Source organism: uncultured Limimaricola sp. (assembly GCF_964022235.1).
Taxonomy (GTDB): Bacteria; Pseudomonadota; Alphaproteobacteria; order Rhodobacterales; family Rhodobacteraceae; genus Limimaricola.
Map to the genome: position 1 here is coordinate 390,029 of NZ_CAXHZL010000002.1, position 17,980 is coordinate 408,008.

At 67.7% G+C, this 17,980-nt stretch carries 19 protein-coding genes; 5 read left to right on the forward strand and 14 right to left on the reverse strand.

Translation table 11 applies throughout. The features are described 5' to 3' along the window. The 13 genes from AADJ02_RS04420 to AADJ02_RS04480 form a co-directional block, all read right to left on the reverse strand. The gene (locus AADJ02_RS04420) at nucleotides 1-1,176 is read right to left on the reverse strand and encodes an acetyl-CoA C-acetyltransferase (protein ID WP_341211770.1); all 1,176 of its coding nucleotides are present in this window, start codon (nucleotides 1,174-1,176) and stop codon (nucleotides 1-3) included. Between the two features lie 73 nt (nucleotides 1,177-1,249). Beyond that, nucleotides 1,250-2,056 carry an EAL domain-containing protein gene (locus AADJ02_RS04425; RefSeq protein ID WP_341211771.1) on the reverse strand — a complete coding sequence of 269 codons (807 nt, stop codon included), beginning with the start codon at nucleotides 2,054-2,056 and terminating at the stop codon, nucleotides 1,250-1,252. A 67-nt stretch (nucleotides 2,057-2,123) separates the two neighbouring features. Beyond that, nucleotides 2,124-2,564 carry a molybdenum cofactor biosynthesis protein MoaE gene (locus tag AADJ02_RS04430; protein ID WP_341211772.1) on the reverse strand — a complete coding sequence of 147 codons (441 nt, stop codon included), beginning with the start codon at nucleotides 2,562-2,564 and terminating at the stop codon, nucleotides 2,124-2,126. A 1-nt stretch (nucleotide 2,565) separates the two neighbouring features. Then, on the reverse strand, nucleotides 2,566-2,814 hold the full coding sequence (moaD, locus tag AADJ02_RS04435) for a molybdopterin converting factor subunit 1 (RefSeq protein WP_341211773.1): 249 nt from the start codon (nucleotides 2,812-2,814) through the stop codon (nucleotides 2,566-2,568). Beyond that, nucleotides 2,811-3,506 carry a CDP-diacylglycerol--glycerol-3-phosphate 3-phosphatidyltransferase gene (gene pgsA, locus AADJ02_RS04440; RefSeq protein WP_341211832.1) on the reverse strand — a complete coding sequence of 232 codons (696 nt, stop codon included), beginning with the start codon at nucleotides 3,504-3,506 and terminating at the stop codon, nucleotides 2,811-2,813. Before pgsA ends, moaD begins: the two co-directional genes overlap by 4 nt. Nucleotides 3,507-3,673: 167 nt before the next feature. After that, nucleotides 3,674-5,557: an excinuclease ABC subunit UvrC gene (uvrC, locus tag AADJ02_RS04445; protein WP_341211774.1), complete on the reverse strand. Its 1,884-nt coding sequence runs from the start codon at nucleotides 5,555-5,557 to the stop codon at nucleotides 3,674-3,676. Nucleotides 5,558-5,850: 293 nt separating this feature from the next. Continuing rightward, nucleotides 5,851-6,633 carry an SDR family oxidoreductase gene (locus AADJ02_RS04450; protein ID WP_341211775.1) on the reverse strand — a complete coding sequence of 261 codons (783 nt, stop codon included), beginning with the start codon at nucleotides 6,631-6,633 and terminating at the stop codon, nucleotides 5,851-5,853. Further along, on the reverse strand, nucleotides 6,630-7,571 hold the full coding sequence (locus tag AADJ02_RS04455) for a calcium/sodium antiporter (RefSeq protein WP_341211776.1): 942 nt from the start codon (nucleotides 7,569-7,571) through the stop codon (nucleotides 6,630-6,632). The genes AADJ02_RS04450 and AADJ02_RS04455 overlap by 4 nt, the downstream gene beginning before the upstream one ends. After that, a complete protein-coding gene (locus AADJ02_RS04460; protein WP_341211777.1) occupies nucleotides 7,571-7,750 on the reverse strand; it encodes a hypothetical protein in 180 nt (59 codons plus the stop codon). Before AADJ02_RS04460 ends, AADJ02_RS04455 begins: the two co-directional genes overlap by 1 nt. A gap of 1 nt (nucleotide 7,751) precedes the next feature. Next, the gene (locus AADJ02_RS04465) at nucleotides 7,752-8,546 is read right to left on the reverse strand and encodes a S49 family peptidase (protein ID WP_341211778.1); all 795 of its coding nucleotides are present in this window, start codon (nucleotides 8,544-8,546) and stop codon (nucleotides 7,752-7,754) included. A 37-nt stretch (nucleotides 8,547-8,583) separates the two neighbouring features. Further along, nucleotides 8,584-9,345 (reverse strand): ABC transporter permease, encoded by a 762-nt coding sequence (locus tag AADJ02_RS04470; protein ID WP_341211779.1) that lies wholly within the window; start codon nucleotides 9,343-9,345, stop codon nucleotides 8,584-8,586. After that, nucleotides 9,342-10,271, reverse strand: coding sequence for an ABC transporter ATP-binding protein (locus AADJ02_RS04475; RefSeq protein WP_341211780.1), 930 nt, complete (start codon nucleotides 10,269-10,271; stop codon nucleotides 9,342-9,344). Before AADJ02_RS04475 ends, AADJ02_RS04470 begins: the two co-directional genes overlap by 4 nt. A 113-nt stretch (nucleotides 10,272-10,384) precedes the next feature. Beyond that, on the reverse strand, nucleotides 10,385-11,137 hold the full coding sequence (locus AADJ02_RS04480) for a WecB/TagA/CpsF family glycosyltransferase (RefSeq protein WP_341211781.1): 753 nt from the start codon (nucleotides 11,135-11,137) through the stop codon (nucleotides 10,385-10,387). Between the two features lie 243 nt (nucleotides 11,138-11,380). Here AADJ02_RS04480 and AADJ02_RS04485 point away from each other — a divergent pair, with 243 nt between their 5' ends. The 5 genes from AADJ02_RS04485 (at nucleotide 11,381) to AADJ02_RS04505 (ending at nucleotide 16,659) form a co-directional block, all read left to right on the forward strand. Beyond that, on the forward strand, nucleotides 11,381-12,493 hold the full coding sequence (locus AADJ02_RS04485; RefSeq protein WP_341211782.1) for a Gfo/Idh/MocA family oxidoreductase: 1,113 nt from the start codon (nucleotides 11,381-11,383) through the stop codon (nucleotides 12,491-12,493). Continuing rightward, nucleotides 12,490-13,419: an NAD(P)-dependent oxidoreductase gene (locus tag AADJ02_RS04490; protein WP_341211833.1), complete on the forward strand. Its 930-nt coding sequence runs from the start codon at nucleotides 12,490-12,492 to the stop codon at nucleotides 13,417-13,419. Before AADJ02_RS04485 ends, AADJ02_RS04490 begins: the two co-directional genes overlap by 4 nt. Continuing rightward, the gene (locus AADJ02_RS04495; protein WP_341211783.1) at nucleotides 13,416-14,657 is read left to right on the forward strand and encodes a glycosyltransferase family 4 protein; all 1,242 of its coding nucleotides are present in this window, start codon (nucleotides 13,416-13,418) and stop codon (nucleotides 14,655-14,657) included. Before AADJ02_RS04490 ends, AADJ02_RS04495 begins: the two co-directional genes overlap by 4 nt. Next, complete coding sequence (locus AADJ02_RS04500) at nucleotides 14,654-15,628, forward strand: glycosyltransferase (RefSeq protein ID WP_341211784.1); 975 nt, start codon at nucleotides 14,654-14,656, stop codon at nucleotides 15,626-15,628. Before AADJ02_RS04495 ends, AADJ02_RS04500 begins: the two co-directional genes overlap by 4 nt. Before the next feature lie 95 nt (nucleotides 15,629-15,723). After that, a complete protein-coding gene (locus tag AADJ02_RS04505; protein ID WP_341211785.1) occupies nucleotides 15,724-16,659 on the forward strand; it encodes a CpsD/CapB family tyrosine-protein kinase in 936 nt (311 codons plus the stop codon). Nucleotides 16,660-16,681: 22 nt separating this feature from the next. Here the strand turns inward: AADJ02_RS04505 and AADJ02_RS04510 are convergent, their stop codons facing one another. After that, nucleotides 16,682-17,947, reverse strand: a complete 1,266-nt coding sequence (locus tag AADJ02_RS04510) for a Wzz/FepE/Etk N-terminal domain-containing protein (RefSeq protein WP_341211786.1) — start codon at nucleotides 17,945-17,947, stop codon at nucleotides 16,682-16,684. Between the last annotated feature and the right edge of the window lie 33 nt (nucleotides 17,948-17,980).

Genomic DNA, 17,980 nt, shown 5'->3' on the forward strand with positions numbered 1-17,980 from the left:
TCAGTCGCGCTCGATGCACAGGGCGACGCCCATGCCACCGCCGATGCACAGCGTGGCGAGGCCCTTCTTGGCGTCGCGGCGCTGCATTTCGTGCAGCAGGGTGACGAGCACGCGGCAACCCGAGGCACCGATCGGGTGACCGATGGCGATGGCGCCGCCGTTGACGTTCACCTTGGCCGGATCCCAGCCCATTTCCTTGTTCACCGCGAGAGCTTGGGCGGCGAAGGCTTCATTGGCCTCGATCAGGTCGAGATCGTCGACCGACCAACCGGCTTTTTCCAGCGCCTTCTTCGACGCATAGATCGGGCCTTCGCCCATGTAGGCCGGGTCGAGACCGGCGGTGGCATAGGCGGCGATGCGGCCCAGCGGCGTGATGCCCCGGCGGCTTGCCTCCTCGACCGACATCAGGAGCGTCGCGGCAGCACCGTCGTTGAGACCCGAGGCGTTGGCCGCCGTCACGGTGCCGTCTTTGGAGAAGGCCGGGCGCAGCTTGGCCATGGCATCGATGGTGGCGCCGTGGCGGATGTATTCATCGGCGTCGGTGACGATGTCGCCCTTGCGGGTCTTCACGATAAAGGGGACGATCTCATCCTTGAAGCGGCCCGCCTTCTGGGCCTCCTCGGCCTTGTTCTGCGAGGCGACGGCGAACTCATCCTGCATCTCACGGGTGATCTGGTGGCGGCTCGCCACGTTCTCGGCGGTGGTGCCCATGTGGTAGTCGTTGAAGGCGTCCCAGAGGCCGTCCTTGATCATCGTGTCGGTGAGCTTGATGTCGCCCATCTTCTGGCCCTGCCGCAGCGTCTGGGCGTGCGGGGCAAGCGACATGCTCTCCTGACCGCCGGCGCAGACGATCGAGGCATCGCCAAGCTGGATGTGCTGTGCGGCGAGGGCGACGGCGCGCAGGCCCGAGCCACAGACCTGGTTGAGGCTCCAAGCGGCGGCCTCTTGTGGCAGGCCCGCAATGATATGCGCCTGACGCGCGGGGTTCTGGCCTTGGGCGGCGGTCAACACCTGACCCAGAATGGTTTCGCTCACCTCGGACTTGTCGACGCCGGCGCGCGACACGACCTCCTCGAGCACGGTGGCGCCGAGCTGATGCGCAGGCGTGTTGGCGAAGGCGCCGCCGAAGCTGCCCACCGCAGTGCGGGCGGCCGAGGCGATAACGACATTGGTCATGAAACTCTCCCTGACAGACGGGCCGGCACGCGCCGGGGACCCGGATCGGGGATGAGCCTACCAGCCTCTGCCGTCAGGGCAACGGCATTCGGGCCGCGGGCCGGGGCACATGCGCCGGATGCCCCCAAAGATAGCCTTGCAGGCAATTCGCGCCGATCCCGGCGAGCGTCTTCGCCTCGGCCTCGGTCTCGACCCCGCAGGCGACATGCGCCATGCCGAACTGTCGGGCGACCGCGATCAGCGCACCGCAGAGCACCTGGTTGTCGGGGTCTTCCTCGATGCCGCGCACGAAATGCGCGTCGATCTTCACGAGGTCAAACAGGAAATCGCGTAGATGGCGAAACGCCGTCTGCCCCGACCCGAATTCATCAAGAGCGAAGCCCACACCGCGCGGCCGCAGCTCGGCCATGAAGCGGCAGACCACCTCGGGCAGTGTCATCGCCGAGGTTTCCGATATTTCGAGGATCAGCCTTTCACCGATGCCGGGGCCACGCGCGAGCCCATCCTCCAGCGCCCGCCGCCAGCGCCCGTCACCGATCGAGCGGGCCGACATGTTGATCGACAGCCTGAGTCTTGGGGCGCGGCGCAGCGCCTCGAGCCCTTCGCGCAGCGAGGCGCGGTCGAGATCGCGGCCCAGCGCGGTTTCCTCGACGCCGGGCAGGAAATGCCGCGCGGGCAGCAAACGACCGGCGTGATCGCGCAGACGGATCAGACCTTCATGAAAGGCGGTGTCGCCGGTCTTGGTCACCATGACCGGCTGATAGGCCAGTTCGGTGCGCCGCTCGGCCAGCGCCTCGCGCACGAGGCGCGGAATGTCGGCAAGGTCGAGGGCCTGCGCATGGGCAAAGGGATCTGTGGGCTGATCGGTCTTGGACGTCATGGCGGGCCCCTGTCTGAGGTGATCCCGCAACCCTGCACCATTCCCCCCTAAGGCGAGGTGAACGGCCCTACCAGCGCGACAGCGCGTCCTCGTCCTCGGGCGTCGCCTCGACCCAATGCGCGCCGGTCTCGGTAACCTCCTTCTTCCAGAAGGGGGCGCGCGACTTGAGATAGTCCATCAGGTATTCGGCGGCCTCGAAGGCGGCCCGGCGATGCGCCGCCGCCGTGGCCACCATCATGATCGGCTGGCCCAGAGGCAGCGCGCCGTAACGGTGGATCACCATGAGATCCGCGAGATCCCAGCGCGCCATGGCCGCCTCGGCGATCGCCGTGATCGCGGATTCGGTCATGCCGGGATAATGCTCGATTTCCATGCGGATCAGGCCGCCATCGCGGTCGCGTACGATGCCGGTAAAGCTCACCACCGCCCCGACCTCGTGGCGGCCATGGGCAAAGGCGTCGAGTTCGGCGCCGGCGTCGAAAGGAGCCTCCTGAACCGAGATCTTCACCTCAGCCCCCGGTCATCGGCGGGAAGAACGCGACCTCGCGCACGCCCGCGAGAGCCGCGTCGAACTCCGACAGCTCTTGATCGAGCGCCACGCGCAGCGCCGACACGTCCGAGAAGGCCATGGCATAGCGGTCCTCACGGGCGCGCAGTTCCTCGACCAGATCCGCCACCGTGGCGGCCTCGGTCTCGATCCGCTCGCGCGGCAGGCCGATGCGCTCGCGCACCCAAGCGAAATAGACCACGTCGATCATGGCGCGCGGCTCCGGCCCGCTTCGGGCTTGGGCGCATCACGCAGGAACGGCAGCGCCTTGGAGAAGTAATCCCAGCCGGTCATCAGCGTCAGCACCGCCGCGACCCACAGCAGAACGATCCCGGCCCACCAGCTGATGACCATGCCCCAGTATTTCCAGACCAGCCCCAATTCGTCCGGCGTGCCGCCCGAGAGGATCGAGTCGACCATGGTCTCATCCATGCCGAAGCTCTCCATGACGAAGTAATGCTCGAAGGCCCCGGTGGAAAACAGCACCGCGATGGCAACCATCTGCGCGGTGGTCTTCCACTTGGCGAGCTTGGTGACCTTCAAAAGCCCCGCCTTGGCCCCGAGGAACTCGCGCAGGCCCGACACGAAAACCTCGCGAAACAGGATCAGCGTCGCGGGCAAGAGAATCCATGGGTTCATGCCGGAAAAGCCGGTGATCACCAAAAGCGCGATGATCACCATCGCCTTGTCGGCGATGGGGTCGAGCATCGCGCCGAACTTCGACTCCTGCTTCCACGCCCGCGCGAGATAGCCGTCGAGAAAGTCGGTCACCGCGGCAGTGACGAAGAGCACCAGCGCGAACCAGTCGGCCCAGGGCCGGATGAAGAACAAGAACATCACCGCGACGCCGGGGGCAGCGAGGAGACGCATAACGGTGAGGATGTTGGGCAAGGTCCATGTCATGCGCCAAGAGATAGCGCGGCACCCCCGGTCTTGCCAGAGCCAGCGGTCGATCCGTGTCATCGGAACGGTCATGGCGCGCAGCGCCTGATTTGGCCCAGCGCAGGCGTGGTGGACCGGCGGTCCGCCTCCGGCAGGAGTATTTCAAGAGCAAAGTGGCCCGCCCGGCCTCAGCCTTGCTCGTGAAAATGACCGTAGATCTTCTCGGCCAGACTTTCCGAGATGCCCTGCACCACCTTGAGATCGGCGAGGTTGGCGCGGCTCACCGCCTTGGCCGAGCCGAAATGCGCCAGCAGCGCGCGCTTGCGCGTGGCGCCGACACCCGCGATCTCGTCGAGCGGCGTGGCGCCCACGGCCTTGGCGCGCTTGGCGCGGTGGGTGCCGATGGCAAAGCGGTGTGCCTCGTCGCGCAGCCGCTGCACAAAGTAGAGGACGGGATCGTTGCGCGGCAGGGCGAAGGGCCGCATGCCGGTGCGGTGGAATTCCTCCTTGCCGTGATCGCGGTCCACGCCTTTGGCGACGCCGATCATCGCCACGTCGTCGACACCCAGTTCGTCGAGGATCTCCTGCACCGCGCTCACCTGCCCCGCGCCGCCGTCGATCAGCAGAAGGTCGGGCCAGGCCGGGCTCTCGCGGTTCGGATCTTCCTTGAGGAGCCGCGCGAAGCGGCGCGTCAGCACCTCCTTCATCATGCCGAAGTCGTCGCCCGGCGTGATCTCGGTGCCCTTGATGTTGAACTTGCGGTATTGGCTTTTCTCGAACCCCTCGGCCCCGGCAACGATCATGCCGCCGACCGCATCGGTGCCCATGATATGGCTGTTGTCGTAGACCTCGATCCGGCGTGGCGGCGCGTCGAGACCGAAGGCCTCGGCCAGCCCTCGCAGCAGCTTTCCTTGCGTCGCCGTCTCGCTCATCTTGCGCGCAAGGCTTTCGCGCGCGTTGCGCGCAGCACCTTCGACCAGTTCGGCCTTTTCGCCCCGCTGCGGCACGACGATCTCGACCCGCCGACCAAGCGCCTCGCTCAGAGCCTCGACCATCAGGTCCGGATCGTCGAGACCGTGGCTCAGGATCAGCTGCCGCGGTGGCTCGCGATCGGCATAGAACTGGCCGACGAAGGCCTGCATGACCTCCGAAGGGTCTTCTTCGCCGGAGACGCGGGGATAGTAGTCGCGGTTGCCCCAGTTCTGGTTGCCACGGATGAAGAACACCTGCACGCAGGCCTGCCCCCCCTCGACGTGCAGTGCGATGACGTCGGCCTCCGACACGCCGCGCGGGTTGATGCCTTGGGCCGTCTGCACCTGCGTCAGCGCCCGGATCCGGTCGCGCAGGGCGGCGGCGCGCTCGAACTCCATCGCCTCCGACGCCTCGGCCATCTGGCGGCCCAGCACCTCCTGCACCTGCGTCGATTTGCCGGACAGAAAGCGCACTGCGTCGTTGACGCTCGCGGCATAATCCCCGGCGCTGATTTCGCCGGTGCAGGGCGCGGAGCATCGCTTGATCTGGTGCAGCAGGCAGGGGCGCGTGCGGCCCTCGAACACCGAATCCGTGCAATTGCGCAGCAAGAACGCGCGCTGCAACTGGTTCAGTGTACGGTTCACGGCCCCCGCGCTGGCGAATGGCCCGAAGAACTGCCCCGCGCCCTTGCGTGCGCCGCGATGCTTGCCGATCTGCGGGAACTCATGCGCCGAGATATGGATGTTCGGGAATGACTTGTCGTCGCGCAAAAGCACATTGTAGCGCGGCTTGAGCTGCTTGATGAGGTTCTGCTCGAGGAGCAGCGCCTCGGTCTCGGTCCGCGTGGTGAGGAACATCATCGACGCGGTTTCGCGGATCATCCGCGCGATCCGGCCCGAATGGCCCGTGGGCCGCGCATAGCTCGACACCCGCGCGCGCAGGTTGCGCGCCTTGCCGACGTAGAGCACCCGGCTTTCGGCATCGAGCATCCGGTAGACGCCGGGCGAGCCGTCGATCAGCCGCAGCTGCGACCGGATCAGCTCGTGGCCGGTGAGAGGGGTCCGTGGCGTGTCGGTCTTGGTGTCGGTCATGCGGTCCATATCGGCATCAGGCGCTGGACCTGCAATCTAGTTGTCCCGAGCCCATGTGCAAAGCTGTCCACCGGTTCTGGGGATAAGGATGTGGGCAGGGTCGGGACGGCGGGGATTTTGTGTGGAGAGTCAGGGAGTTGATGGGTATGCCCAATTATTAGGCAATGCCTATACTCCTGTTTTCCTTACGCAAACCGACCCGGTTCGCAAAGATTTCATCCCCAACCCGGTTTGGGACAGATTGCGCACAGCCCCGGTGGACGAACAGGTGGATGAGCCTGTGGGCAGGGCTGCGGGCAAGATCAGTTGTGGCCCTGGATATCCGGGGTCTGCCAGCCCAGATGCTGGCCGCCGTCGACGCACAAGAGCTGCCCCGTGACGCCCGGCGCATCGAGGAAGTAGCCCAGCGCCGCGCAGATGTCCTCGGGGTTGGAGCCGCGCTGCAGCACCGTGTTGGCGCGCTGTGCCGCGTAATGGTCGTCGGACTGGTTGGCGCCCTGCAGGGTCGGACCGGGACCGATGGCATTGACCCGCAGCCGTGGCGCCAGCGCCTGTGCCGCGGTGCGGGTGAAGGCCCAGAGCCCCATCTTGGCGATGGTGTAGGACATGAAGTCAGGGGTGAGCTTGCGCACCCTTTGGTCGATGATGTTGACCACAAGGCCTTGGGCCACCGGCTCGCCGCGCGCGTCGCGGGCAGGCTCGGTGATCCCTTGGGCCACGTGTTGCGTCAGCACGACGGGCGCGCGCAGGTTGCTCTCCATCGCGCGGTCCCAGCTGTCGCGGGTGCCGCTGTCGATGCTGTCGTATTCGAAGATCGAGGCCGAGTTGACAAGGCAGGTGATCGGCCCGCCCAAGGCCTCGGTCGCGCGCGGGATCAGGCCCTGCACCGCCGCCTCGTCGAGCAGGTCCGCGCCTAGCGCGTGGGACACGCGACCCATGGCGCGGATCTCGGCCACGACCTCCTCGGCAGGGCCCTGCGAGGTGTTGTAATGCACGATCACGTCGAAGCCGCGCGCCCCGAGATCGAGCGCCATGGCGCGGCCCAGACGCGTGCCAGCGCCGGTGACGAGCGCGCGCGCCTTCATGCCAGCACCGACACGCCGTAGGCGACGTAAAGCGCGGTCAGCGCCACGCCCCAGCCGCGGGTCACGTCGCGGCCCCAGTAGACGAAGGGCACCAGCAGCAGCGAGGCCGCCAGCATCACCCACAGATCGAAGCCGAGGAAATCGGCTCCCACGGGGATCGGCCCCACGAGGCTCGCCACTCCGAGGATTCCAAGAAGGTTGAACATGTTCGATCCAATCACGTTGCCCATCGCCACGTCGGCTTGACGACGGATAGCGGCCATGACGGTCGTTGCAAGCTCCGGTAGAGAGGTGCCGATCGCCACGAGGGTCAGGCCGATCGCGGTCTGCGAGATGCCCATCGCCTCGGCAATGGACACCGCCCCCGTCACCAGCAGGTCCGCACCCACCGGCAAACCGATCAGACCGGCCAAGAGATAGACCGCGATCTTCCAGCCGCGCATCTTGGGATCGGCACCCTCGACCTCTTCCTCATCGATGGTACCCCGACGATGCTTTCGCGCCGCGCGGGCGGCATAGATCAGCATTGCCGCCAGCGCCGACAGCAGCACCAGCCCCGAGCCCCAGCCCAGCACGCCAGTAAAGGCCAGCGCCATGAACAGCACCGTGGCGCCCATCATCTGCAAAAAGCTCGACCGCGTGTCGGACCCGCCGCTCGCGTGCAGCGTCGTGATCAGCGCGGGAATGCCGAGGACCAAAAGCACGTTGGCGACGTTGGAGCCCACCACGTTGCCCAGAGCGATGCCTGGTGCGCCGTCGAGAATCGCGTCGACCGACACCAGAAGCTCCGGCGCGGAGGTGCCGAAGGCCACGACCGTCAACGACACGATCAACGCCGGAATGCCCAGTCGCAGGGCAAGGTTCACCGCCCCCTTCACCAGAGCATCCCCCGCGAAGACGAGGAGCACGAGTCCCGCCGCCACCATCAGCCAGTCCATCAAAGCTTGTCCTTTCCACAGGGGCACGGCCCCTTGCCTATCCTCGGTCGCCCGCAGGCGACGCAGCGGCCCCGACCCAGCAGGCCCTTGGGGCCGCGGGGCTTCGGAAGCCGCAGTTTTCCGAACATGGCGAGCACGATCATGCCCACCAGAAATAGCGTGACGATCTTGATCAGCATCTCAGAGCCCGAAACGGGCAAAGCCGGCGCGCTCTTCGATGGCCCCCATCGTCTCGCCCGCTAGCGCTGCACCAAAGCGGCTCAGAAGTGGACGGCGCTTGGCATAGCGGCGCAGCCGCATCTTGTCTCCAAAGCGCGCCTTGAGCACCGGCACCAGATGACCGACCCCGTCGGCGAGGCCTTTCTCGACCGCGCGCGCGCCGATCCAGATCTCCCCGGTGAAGAGACTCGGATCGTCCGCGAGCTTCGCGCCGCGCCGTGTCTTCACATGATCGATGAAATAATCGTGCATTTCCCCGAGCCAGCGTTCGAGCCGCGCCACGTCTTCGGGCTTTTCGGGGCGAAACGGGTCGAGAAAGCTCTTGGATCTGCCAGCGGTATGCACCCGGCGTTCGACGCCGTGCCGCGCGATCATCTCATGCGCGCCGAAACCGGCCGAGATGACCCCGATCGAGCCCATGATCGAGCCGCGATCCACGAAGATCTCGTCGGCGGCGCTGGCCAGCCAGTAGCCACCCGAGGCCGCCACATCCTCGACGAAGGCGATGACCGGCACGCTCTTTTCCTCCGCGAGCCTGCGGATGCGCGCGGCGATCAGCGAGGATTGCACCGGCGAGCCGCCGGGCGAGTTGATCTCGATGGCGACGGCGGCGGGCTTGCCGCGCTTGAACGCCTTTTCGATCATCGCGGCAGTGCCCGCGTCATCAAGGCCGCGACCGGCGATGCCGATGGCGCCCTGAAGGCGGATGACGGAAACGACGGGGCCCTTGGGGCGAAACGGCAGCCAATTCATCATGGCTGACATCTAGGCCCCACATCACCCCATCACAAGATCACGAGCGAATGCGCCAGCCAGTGCGGAAAATAAGCCAGATGACCCCGAGGCAGATCGCCGTGAACAGGCTGATCGCCGCGAGGCTCACCGCGATCGACACGTCGGCCTGCCCGAAGAACGACCAGCGAAAGCCCGAGATCAGATAAACTACAGGATTGAACCGGGTGACGATCTGCCAAGCCGGGGGCAGCATCGAGATCGAGTAGAAACTGCCGCCGAGGAACACCAGCGGCGTGATGATCAAAAGCGGGATCAGCTGCAGCTGTTCGAAGTTCTTGGCCCAGATGCCGATGATGAATCCCAAGAGCGCAAAGCTGATGCAGGTCAGCAGCAGGAAGGCCAGCATCGCCAGAGGGTGCTGGATCGTGAAATCCACGAAGAGGAACGAGGTGGCCAGGATCACGAGACCGATGAACAGCGCCTTGGTCGCCGCCGCCCCGACGAAGCCGAGCGTCACCTCCAGAAAGCTGAGCGGGGCCGAGAGGTATTCGTACATCGTCCCGATGAACTTCGGAAAATAGATCGCAAAGCTGGCGTTCGAGGTGGCCTGTGTCATCACCGAGAGCATGATCAGTCCGGGAATGATGAAGGCCGCGTAATCAACCCCCTCGACCTGATCCATGCGGCTGCCGATGGCCGAGCCGAAGACCACGAAGTAGAGCGAGGTCGAGATGACGGGCGAGATGAAGCTCTGCAGCAGCGTGCGAAAGAAGCGGGCCATCTCGGCCTTGTAGATCGCGGATACGGCGCCGAGGTTCATGCCGCGTCCTCCTTCACGAGACCCACGAAGATCTCCTCGAGGCTGGAATTGCTGGTGGAGAGATCCGCAAGATGCAGCCCTGCCTCGCGCAGGTCCGACAACAGCGAGGTGATACCGGTCTGATTGGCACGGGTGTCGTAGGTGTAGATCAGGGCCGTGCCGTCCTCGCTTCGCACCAAACCGTCGCGCCTCAGGCGCTCGGGCAGTTCGGCCACCGGCTCGGCCAGCTCGATCCGAAGCTCCTTGCGACCCAATCGGGCCATCAGATCCTCGGTACGCTCGACCAGCATGATCCGACCTTTGGAGATCACGCCGATCCGGTCGGCGATGGCCTCGGCTTCCTCGATGTAGTGGGTGGTGAGAATGATCGTGACCCCCTCGCCGCGCAGCCGTTCGACCACGCGCCACATGTCGCGGCGCAACTCCACGTCGACACCCGCCGTCGGTTCGTCGAGAAACAGCACGCGCGGGCCATGGCTCAGCGCCTTGGCGATCAGTACCCGGCGCTTCATGCCGCCCGAAAGCTCCATCACCTTGGCGCCCTTCTTGTCCCACAGCGACAGGTCGCGCAGCAATCGCTCGAGATAGGCGTCGTCGCGCGGGCGATCGAAGAGGCCGCGGGTAAAGCGCACGTTGTTCCACACGGTCGAGAACGGCTCAAGCGCGATCTCCTGCGGCACCAGACCGATCAGGTCGCGCGCGCGGCGCCAGTCGCGCACCACGTCGTGGCCACCGACCTCGACCACGCCGCCAGAGGGCATGGTGATGCCGCAGACGGTGGAAATGAGCGTGGTCTTGCCCGCGCCGTTGGGGCCGAGAAGCGCGATGATCTCGCCCTCTTCGATGTCGATTGAGACGTGGTCGAGGGCGGTGAAGCCACCCGAATAGGTCTTGGTCAGGTCACGGACCGACACGATGGGGGGCATCTGGAAGCGCCTTTCTAGGGATCGTGGCGACGATAGCTCTGGCCCGCCCCCTGCGAAACCCCGCCCGCGGCCGATCTCCGCGCGCCAACGCACACACCAGTCTCGGGAACCGATCAGTCGTGGCGCATCCGCCAGGCCCGGAGCGCATGGCCCGGCAGGATCGCCGCGCAGCGCACGTAGCGCCCGGCGAGCCGCGCCGGATCCGAGCCCGCCCGCCACAACCATTCGAGCGCCAACCGGCGCACGAGGCGCGGCGCGCGGCGTTGCGAACCTGCAAGGAAATCGAGCCCTGCACCGATCGACACGAAGCCCATGCCGGGATGCAGATCCCGTCCCCGCGCGGCAAGCTGCTCCTGCTTGGGCGCGCCAAGCGCGAGAAACACGAGGCCCGCGCCGCTTTCGGCCACGGCATCGAGCGCCGCCTTGGCCTCCGCGCCGTTCGGGTCGAAACCCATCGTCGGCGCGATTCGGGCCGCGACCCGCAGCCCCGGTACAAGCTGCTGCAGAGCCTTGGCCGCGCGAGCGAGGCTTTCGGTGGTCCCGCCGATGAAGGCCAATGCCACGTCCTGTTGCACCGCCTCGCGCGCCAGTGGCACGATCAGGTCGGCCCCGGGCAAGAGCGCCACTTCACGCCCTGCCAGACGCGACAGCCAGACCACTGGGTTGCCATCGGCCGTGATCAACTCGTGGCGCACATAGGCCTCGAAGAAGCCCCGGTCGCGGCGCAGCTTCACGAGATGGTCGAGATTGAGTGTGGCCAGAGCGAAACCTTCATCGCGCCTGAAGCGATCCGCGACGTCGCTCAACAAAGCGGCCTGCCCGGTCACATTGACCCGGACCGCTCCGATACCGAAACGGAATTCCATCGCTCTTATCGAACCTCGTCTCGATATCATTTGCCGCGAAGCCTCACCGCGCGCTGCGGACCAAATCCCAAGTTCCAGACCATGGACGCGCCGATGTTCCCAGCCTACGGATATTCTAGGCGAAAATGAGGATGACCGCTACTTACGCTGCGGAATGGCGAACCGAAGCAAAGGTATACAACCCGTAGTGTCGGCAGCGCCGATAGACGGTCCGGTTCTGTCGAAGGAGGTCGAAAGCGACGAATGAGCGAAGTGTCCCTTATCGGCTGCGGCTATGTCGCCGACCTCTACATGCGCAGCTTCAAGGCTCATCCCCGAATCCGCGTGCTGGGCGCCCATGACCGCGATGCTGCGCGACAGGCCGCTTTCTGCGCGCACTGGGGCCTGACGCCACTGCCCGATGCCGCCGCCGCTTGCGCCGCCCTGCCGCATGACGGGCTGGTGCTGAACCTCACCAACCCCAAGAGCCACGCCGCGATCACCCGTGGCTGCCTGAGAGCGAGCCGTCACGTCTGGTCGGAAAAGCCGATGGTCACCGACATGGAGACCGCGCGCGAGTTGCACGACCTTGCCCGCGCGCGCGGGCTGCAGCTGGCCACCGCCCCCTCCTCTGTGCTGTCGCAATCGGCCCAGGGCCTTGGCCGGGCGCTGCGCATGGGCGTGGGCGGCCCGCCGCGACTGATATATGCCGAGCTCGACGACGGCTTTGTGCCCCGCGCACCTTATCACAGCTGGGCCAGCGAGAGCGGCGCGCCATGGCCCGCCGAGGACGAGTTCGCCACCGGCTGCACGCTGGAGCATGCGGGCTACTGGCTGTCGTGGCTCATCGCGCATTTCGGCCCCGTGGCGCGGGTGGTCGCGGCGGCGGCCGAGGTGATCCCCGACAAGCCGGGCGTGCGCCGCGCGGCGCCGGATTTCTCGGTGGCGGCGCTGTTTTTCGAAAGCGGCCCCGTGGCGCGGCTCACCTGCTCGATCGCGGCCCCGCATGATCATAGGCTGCGGGTGATCGGCGATGAGGGCGTGATCGAGGTAGCCCGGGCCTGGGACAACCACGCCCCCGTGCGCTACCGCCGCCGGATGCGCCTGCGCCGCCGCCTGTTGGAGAGCCCGCTGGTGCGCGATGTCTCGCTCAAGGGCGCGCATCAGTCCAAGCCCGGACGGCGCGGGGCCGCGAAGATGGATTTCGCGCTGGGCCCTATCGAGATGCTCGACGCCATTTCGCAGGGCCGCGAAAGTCGGCTCGCAGGCGCCTATGCGCTGCATCTGACCGAGGTGACGCTGGCCATTCAAGAGGGCGCGGTGCGCGAGATGACGACACGCTGCGATCCGATGGAGCCGATGCCTTGGGCGCTGTGATCGCCATTACCGGCGCGGGCGGGTTTCTGGGCCGCGCCGTGGTGGCCCGCGCGCGGGCCGCCGGCCATCCGGTGCGGGCGATCCTGCGTGGCGCGGTGCCGCCCGAATGGGCCGCCGATCCCGGTATCGAGGTGGTCCGCGCCGATCTCGAGCGCGGCATCCCCACCTGCGACGGCGTCGCGACGGTGATCCACGCCGCCGCGCGCATGGATGGCGACGACGCGGCGCAGATGCAGGCCACCGTGGCCCCGAGTGCCGCGCTGCTGGAACGTGCGGCGCAGGCCGGGGCGCGGCTGGTGCTGGTCAGTTCGATCTCGGTGTTGGGGACGCAAGACCTCGCGCCCCTCGACCTCGTGGACGAGACCACGCCGATGGAACAGCACCCGGAGACGCGGGATGCCTATGCCCGCGCCAAGATCGCGCAAGAGCGCGACGCCCGGGAGATCGCCGCGCGCCACGGCGTGCCGCTGCGGATCGTGCGGCCCGGCGCGATCTTCGGTCCGGGCCGGTTATGGAACGGGCATATGGGGCTGTCGCTCGGGCCGCTCACGCTTGGGCCGCGCCATGCGGGCGAGCTACCGCTGTGCTGGCTGCGGCATGCGGCGCAGATCCTCGTGCTTGCCGCCACGACACCGCAGGCGGAGGCTTTGGAAGTGATCCACGCGCTCGACGACGACCGGCCCGACCGGGCGCGCTATCTTTCGGCGCTGGGACGGCGCGGCCTGCCGCTGGGATGGCGCGGCTTTGACGCAGCCGCCGGGATGCTGGCCCCGCTCGGCTCCCGCCTGCCCGGCCTCTTGCGCCGCGAGACCCTGCGCGCGCGGCTGATGCCGCTGCGCTATGCCAACGCCCGCGCCCACGCGCTGGGGTTCAAGGCCGAGGCCGGGTTCGAAGCGGCGATGGCAGACGCGCGGGGCATGGCATGAGCGCGCCCGGCCCGGTGATGTGGCTCACCGGCGAATACCCCCGCGCCACCGACACCTTTATCCAACGCGAAGTCGCGGCGCTGCGCGGCCTCGGCGTGACGGTGGAGACGGCTTCGGTGCGGCGCACCGACCCTTCGCACCACGTCGGCCCCGAGCAGCGCGCCGAGGCCGCCGCCACGTTCCACCTGCTGGAGACAGCACTCCACCCGTGGCGCATGACCCGGGCCAAGCTCTCGGCGCTGCGCCACCCCCGCCGCTTTGCCCGCGCATTGGCGCTGGCTTGGCGCACCGCACCCAAGGGCCTCAAGGGCCGCATCTACAACCTCGTCTATTTCGGCGAGGCGCTGGTGCTGGCGAACCGCATGAAGGCGCGTGGCATCACCCATCTGCACAACCACATCGCCAAATCCTCGGGCACGGTGGCGATGCTTGCCTCGGAGGCGTCGGGCGTGCCGCACAGCTTCACCCTGCATGGCCCCGACATCTTCTTTGCGCCCGAGCACTGGGCTTTGGGCGAAAAGATCGCCCGTGCCCGCTTTGTCGCCTGCATTTCCGATTTCGCGCGCGCGCAAGCGATGCTGTTCTCGGACCCCGCGCATTGGCCCAAGCTGCACGTGGTGCATTGCGGCGTCGATCCCGCGCGCTACGCCGAGGCCCCTGCCGCGCCGGACGACCGCCTGCTCTTCGTGGGCCGTCTCTCGGCGGTCAAGGGCGTCGCGGTGCTGCTGCATGCGCTGGCGCAGGCGCGCGAGACACGTCCCGCTCTCACCCTCGACCTGATCGGCGATGGCGAGGCGCGCGGTGCGCTGGAGGCGCTGGCGCGCGATCTGGGGCTGGCAGAGGCGGTGCGCTTTCACGGCTACCAAGGTCAGGCCGAGGTGGCGCGCGCCCTGCGGAATACCGGCGTGCTGGTGCTGCCGTCCTTTGCCGAAGGCGTACCGGTGGTCCTGATGGAGGCGATGGCGGCGGCGCGGCCGGTGATCGCCACCCGGGTCGGCGGCGTGTCCGAGCTGGTCGAGGACCACCGGTCCGGCCTGCTGGTGCCGCCCGGTGCCCAGGCACCGCTGGCGTCGGCGATCGCCGCGCTTGCCGGTGACGCGACGCAGCGCGCGGCGATGGGGGCGCATGGGCGCGCGGCGGTCATCGCGGGATTCGACGCCGAGCGAGAGGCCGCGCGCCTGCTCAGCTTGCTGCGCCACGGCCCCGGCGGGCCGATCCGCCCCGAGCCCGCCGCATGAGCGCGCGGATCGGAGTCGTCGCAATCGGCCGCAACGAGGGCGCGCGGCTGAAGCGCTGTCTGGCCTCGCTCGCGGGCACGGGCGCATCCGTGGTCTACGTGGACTCGGGCTCGACCGACGACAGCCTCGCGATCGCGCGCGCCGCTGGCGCGCGGGTGGTCGAGCTCGACGCCAATGCCCCTTTCACCGCCGCCCGCGCCCGCAACGCGGGCTTTGCCGCGCTGCGCGAGGCGGGCTTGCCCGAGGTGGTGCAGTTCATCGACGGCGATTGCGCTCTCGATCCGGGCTGGCTCGCGACCGGCGCGGCGGCCCTGGCCGCAGATCCGGGCATCGGCATCGTCACCGGCTGGCGCACCGAACTGGCCCCCGAGGCCACGCTCTACAATGCCATGGCCGAATGGGAATGGCACCGACCGCCGGGCGACATCCCGGCTTGCGGCGGCGACATGATGCTGCGCGCGGCGCAGTTCGAGGCCTTGGGCGGCTTTGACGGGGCAATCATCTGCTCGGAAGACGAAGACCTGTGCCTGCGGGTGCGCGCGGAAGGCCTGCGGGTGCACCGCCTGCCACGGATCATGACCCGTCACGACATGGCGATGACGCGGCTGGGCCAATGGTGGCGGCGCTCGGTGCGCGCGGGCCACGGCTTTGCCGAAGTGGGCGACCGTCATCCGGGCCATTTCGCGGCCGAGCGTCGCCGGGTCCGCGCCTGGGGGATGGCGCTGCCGATGGGGGCGATTCTGGGAGGGGCCGCGCTTGGCCCGGCCGTGCCCTTGGGCGCGCTGATGCTCTATGCCGCGAGTTGGGCGCGCAGCACGCGCATGCTGCGCCGCGAGGGACAGGATGCGCGGCGGGCGGCCGGGCTGGCAGCGCTCCTGACGCTGTCCAAGTTGCCCAATGCCCAAGGCATGATCACCTACCGCCTGCGCCGCCTGCGTGGAGGCGAAATGCGGCTTATCGAATACAGATGAAGCGCGGCCGCGCAGAGCTGCGATCGAGGCTTATTCCCGCCCCACTTTCCGGGCTATTCTAGGCCCTGTTGAGCGGGTGACGAGGATCGGTAACGATGAGCGAACGCAGCAGACGGGACGGGCGCAGACGTCTGGACGCAGGCGCGCGCGCCGCGATTCTCGACCGGGTCGCAGCCCTCGAGCCGCAGGACGCACCGCCGGACGTGTCGAAGGCGCCCGTACGGCAGACCGAGCCGGTGCAGCCCGATGCCACCACGCGCGCATTGCGCGCCGCCGTGCTTGGCAACGAAGAAGCCTTGTTGCCGCAGTTGCACGACCTGTGGGGCAGCCTGCGCCGCATCCCGGTCGATGAGGCGACCCTCGAAAGCAACCTCGTCATTACGGCAAGCCGCCGCGATCCGGCCCACGCCGCCTTCGATCTGCTGCGCACGCGGCTGTTACAGGCGCTCGATGAACATGGCTGGAAACGGGTGGCGATCACCTCGCCCACGCGCGGCTGCGGCAAAACCTTTACCGCCGCCAACCTTGCCATCGCGCTGTCGCGCTATGAGAACCGGCGCACGGTGCTGCTCGATTTCGACATGCGCGCGCCGGGGCTGTCGGAGGTGCTGGGCCTGCCCGCCCCCGGCCCGATCTCGGACTGGATTCGCGGCGTCACATCGAGCGGTACGCATCTGCAACGGCTCGGGCAGAACCTGCTCGGCATAGGCGGCCTCGCGGTCGGCCTCAACGACAAGGTCGAGACCTATCCCGCCGAACTGCTGCAGGACCCCAAGGCTGGCATGGTGCTCGACCAGATGCAGGAGGAGCTCGCTCCCGATGCGGTGCTGTTCGACCTGCCACCGGCCCTCAGCCATGACGATGTCACCGCATTCCGCCAGCGCTATGACTGCGTGCTGATGGTGGTCGGCGGCGGGCGCAACAGCGCCGAGCAGATCCGCGAGGCGGTGCGCCGCATCGGTGACGACAAGCCAATTCTCGGGATGGTCCTCAACCGGGCCGAAGAGGAACACGCCTCGGGCACCGGCTGATCCGCCGGGCCGGGTCGAGACCTCAGGCGGGGGCCTGCCGCCACCAGCCCCGCAGCCGCCGAACACGCTCCCACTGACGCGAGAACATCTTCGCCTCACGGCGGCGTACGCGGCGCGCACGTCGGCGCGCCTGCCGCCGGTCGATCTCGGGGATCACAACCACCGCGCGCACGCCCAAGGCACGTTCCAGCTGCGCCGCCGTGCGGATCTGCGGGTTCACCACCTCGAGCGACAGCGCCAGCGCCAGCGCCGCAAGCAGCACCCCCACCCCTCCGGCGGCCGCGATCTTGCTGCGCGAGGAGGAGGAAGAATAATCGGGCGGCACCGCTTTTTCGAGGATCTCGAAGCGCGTGGTTTCATCCCGGCTCTCGAGCAGCTGCGCCATGGCGGCCTCGGTGCGACGGACCGTCACCGCCGCCAAAGCCTGCTGAAGCTGATCGCGGCGGCGAGCGAAGTCATTGTAGCGCCGTTCGGTCTCGGGCGCTGCGGCAAGGGCGGCCTCGATGCTTTGGATGTTGTCCGAGATCAGCCGCCGTTGCTGTTCGAGTAGCGACCGGCGACGCGTCGTCTCGTCGTCGCGCAGCCGGTCCGAACTGGTCTCGAAGGCGATGACCTGCTGTTCGAGATCGATGCGCTGGGCCACAAGCCGCGACAGCTGATCACGCTGCACCGCAACGCTGGAGGGCAGCGAATCGAAGTTCTCTTCCTGGAACCGGGCGAATTCGGCCTCGAGCGCGCCCAGCTCGTCGCCGAGCCGGGCTTCCTCGGCCTCGAAGAACGCCAGCGTGCGCTCGGTGCGCCCCTCGCGACGGCTCTGCGCGGCGGCAACGATTTCATCGAGAAGCGCGTTGGCGAGATCGGCCGCGACCTGTCGTTCGCCGACCTCGACGGTGATCGCCAGCCCCGAGGGCACGGTTTCGGGCCGCCAGGCCAGCGCCGGATCGACGAGCTTGGTGATCTCGATCGCCCTGCGCATCTGGGTCAGCCGTTCGGAGGGCGGCAGTTCGGCGAAGAGTTCGAACCTTTCAGCCAGCGTCAGAAGACGATCGCGCGCCATGATCTTCTGCTCGATGAGGTCGAGCTGCGTGTCCGCGACCGCGGCGGCGTCACCGCCCGCGTCGACCAGCGGCGTTTCGATCTGGATCACCGCCGTCGCCTCGTAGGACGGCGGCCGGGTCAGGGCGAACCATAGCACGAAGGGAATTCCGAGCAGGCAGACCAGCAGGATCGCCCAAGCCCGTCGGCGCAACGCACCGCGTAGATCGCGCAGCGAGGAAAGATATTCCATCAACGACTCCCGTTGCGCGCCGGTGGCCATCGC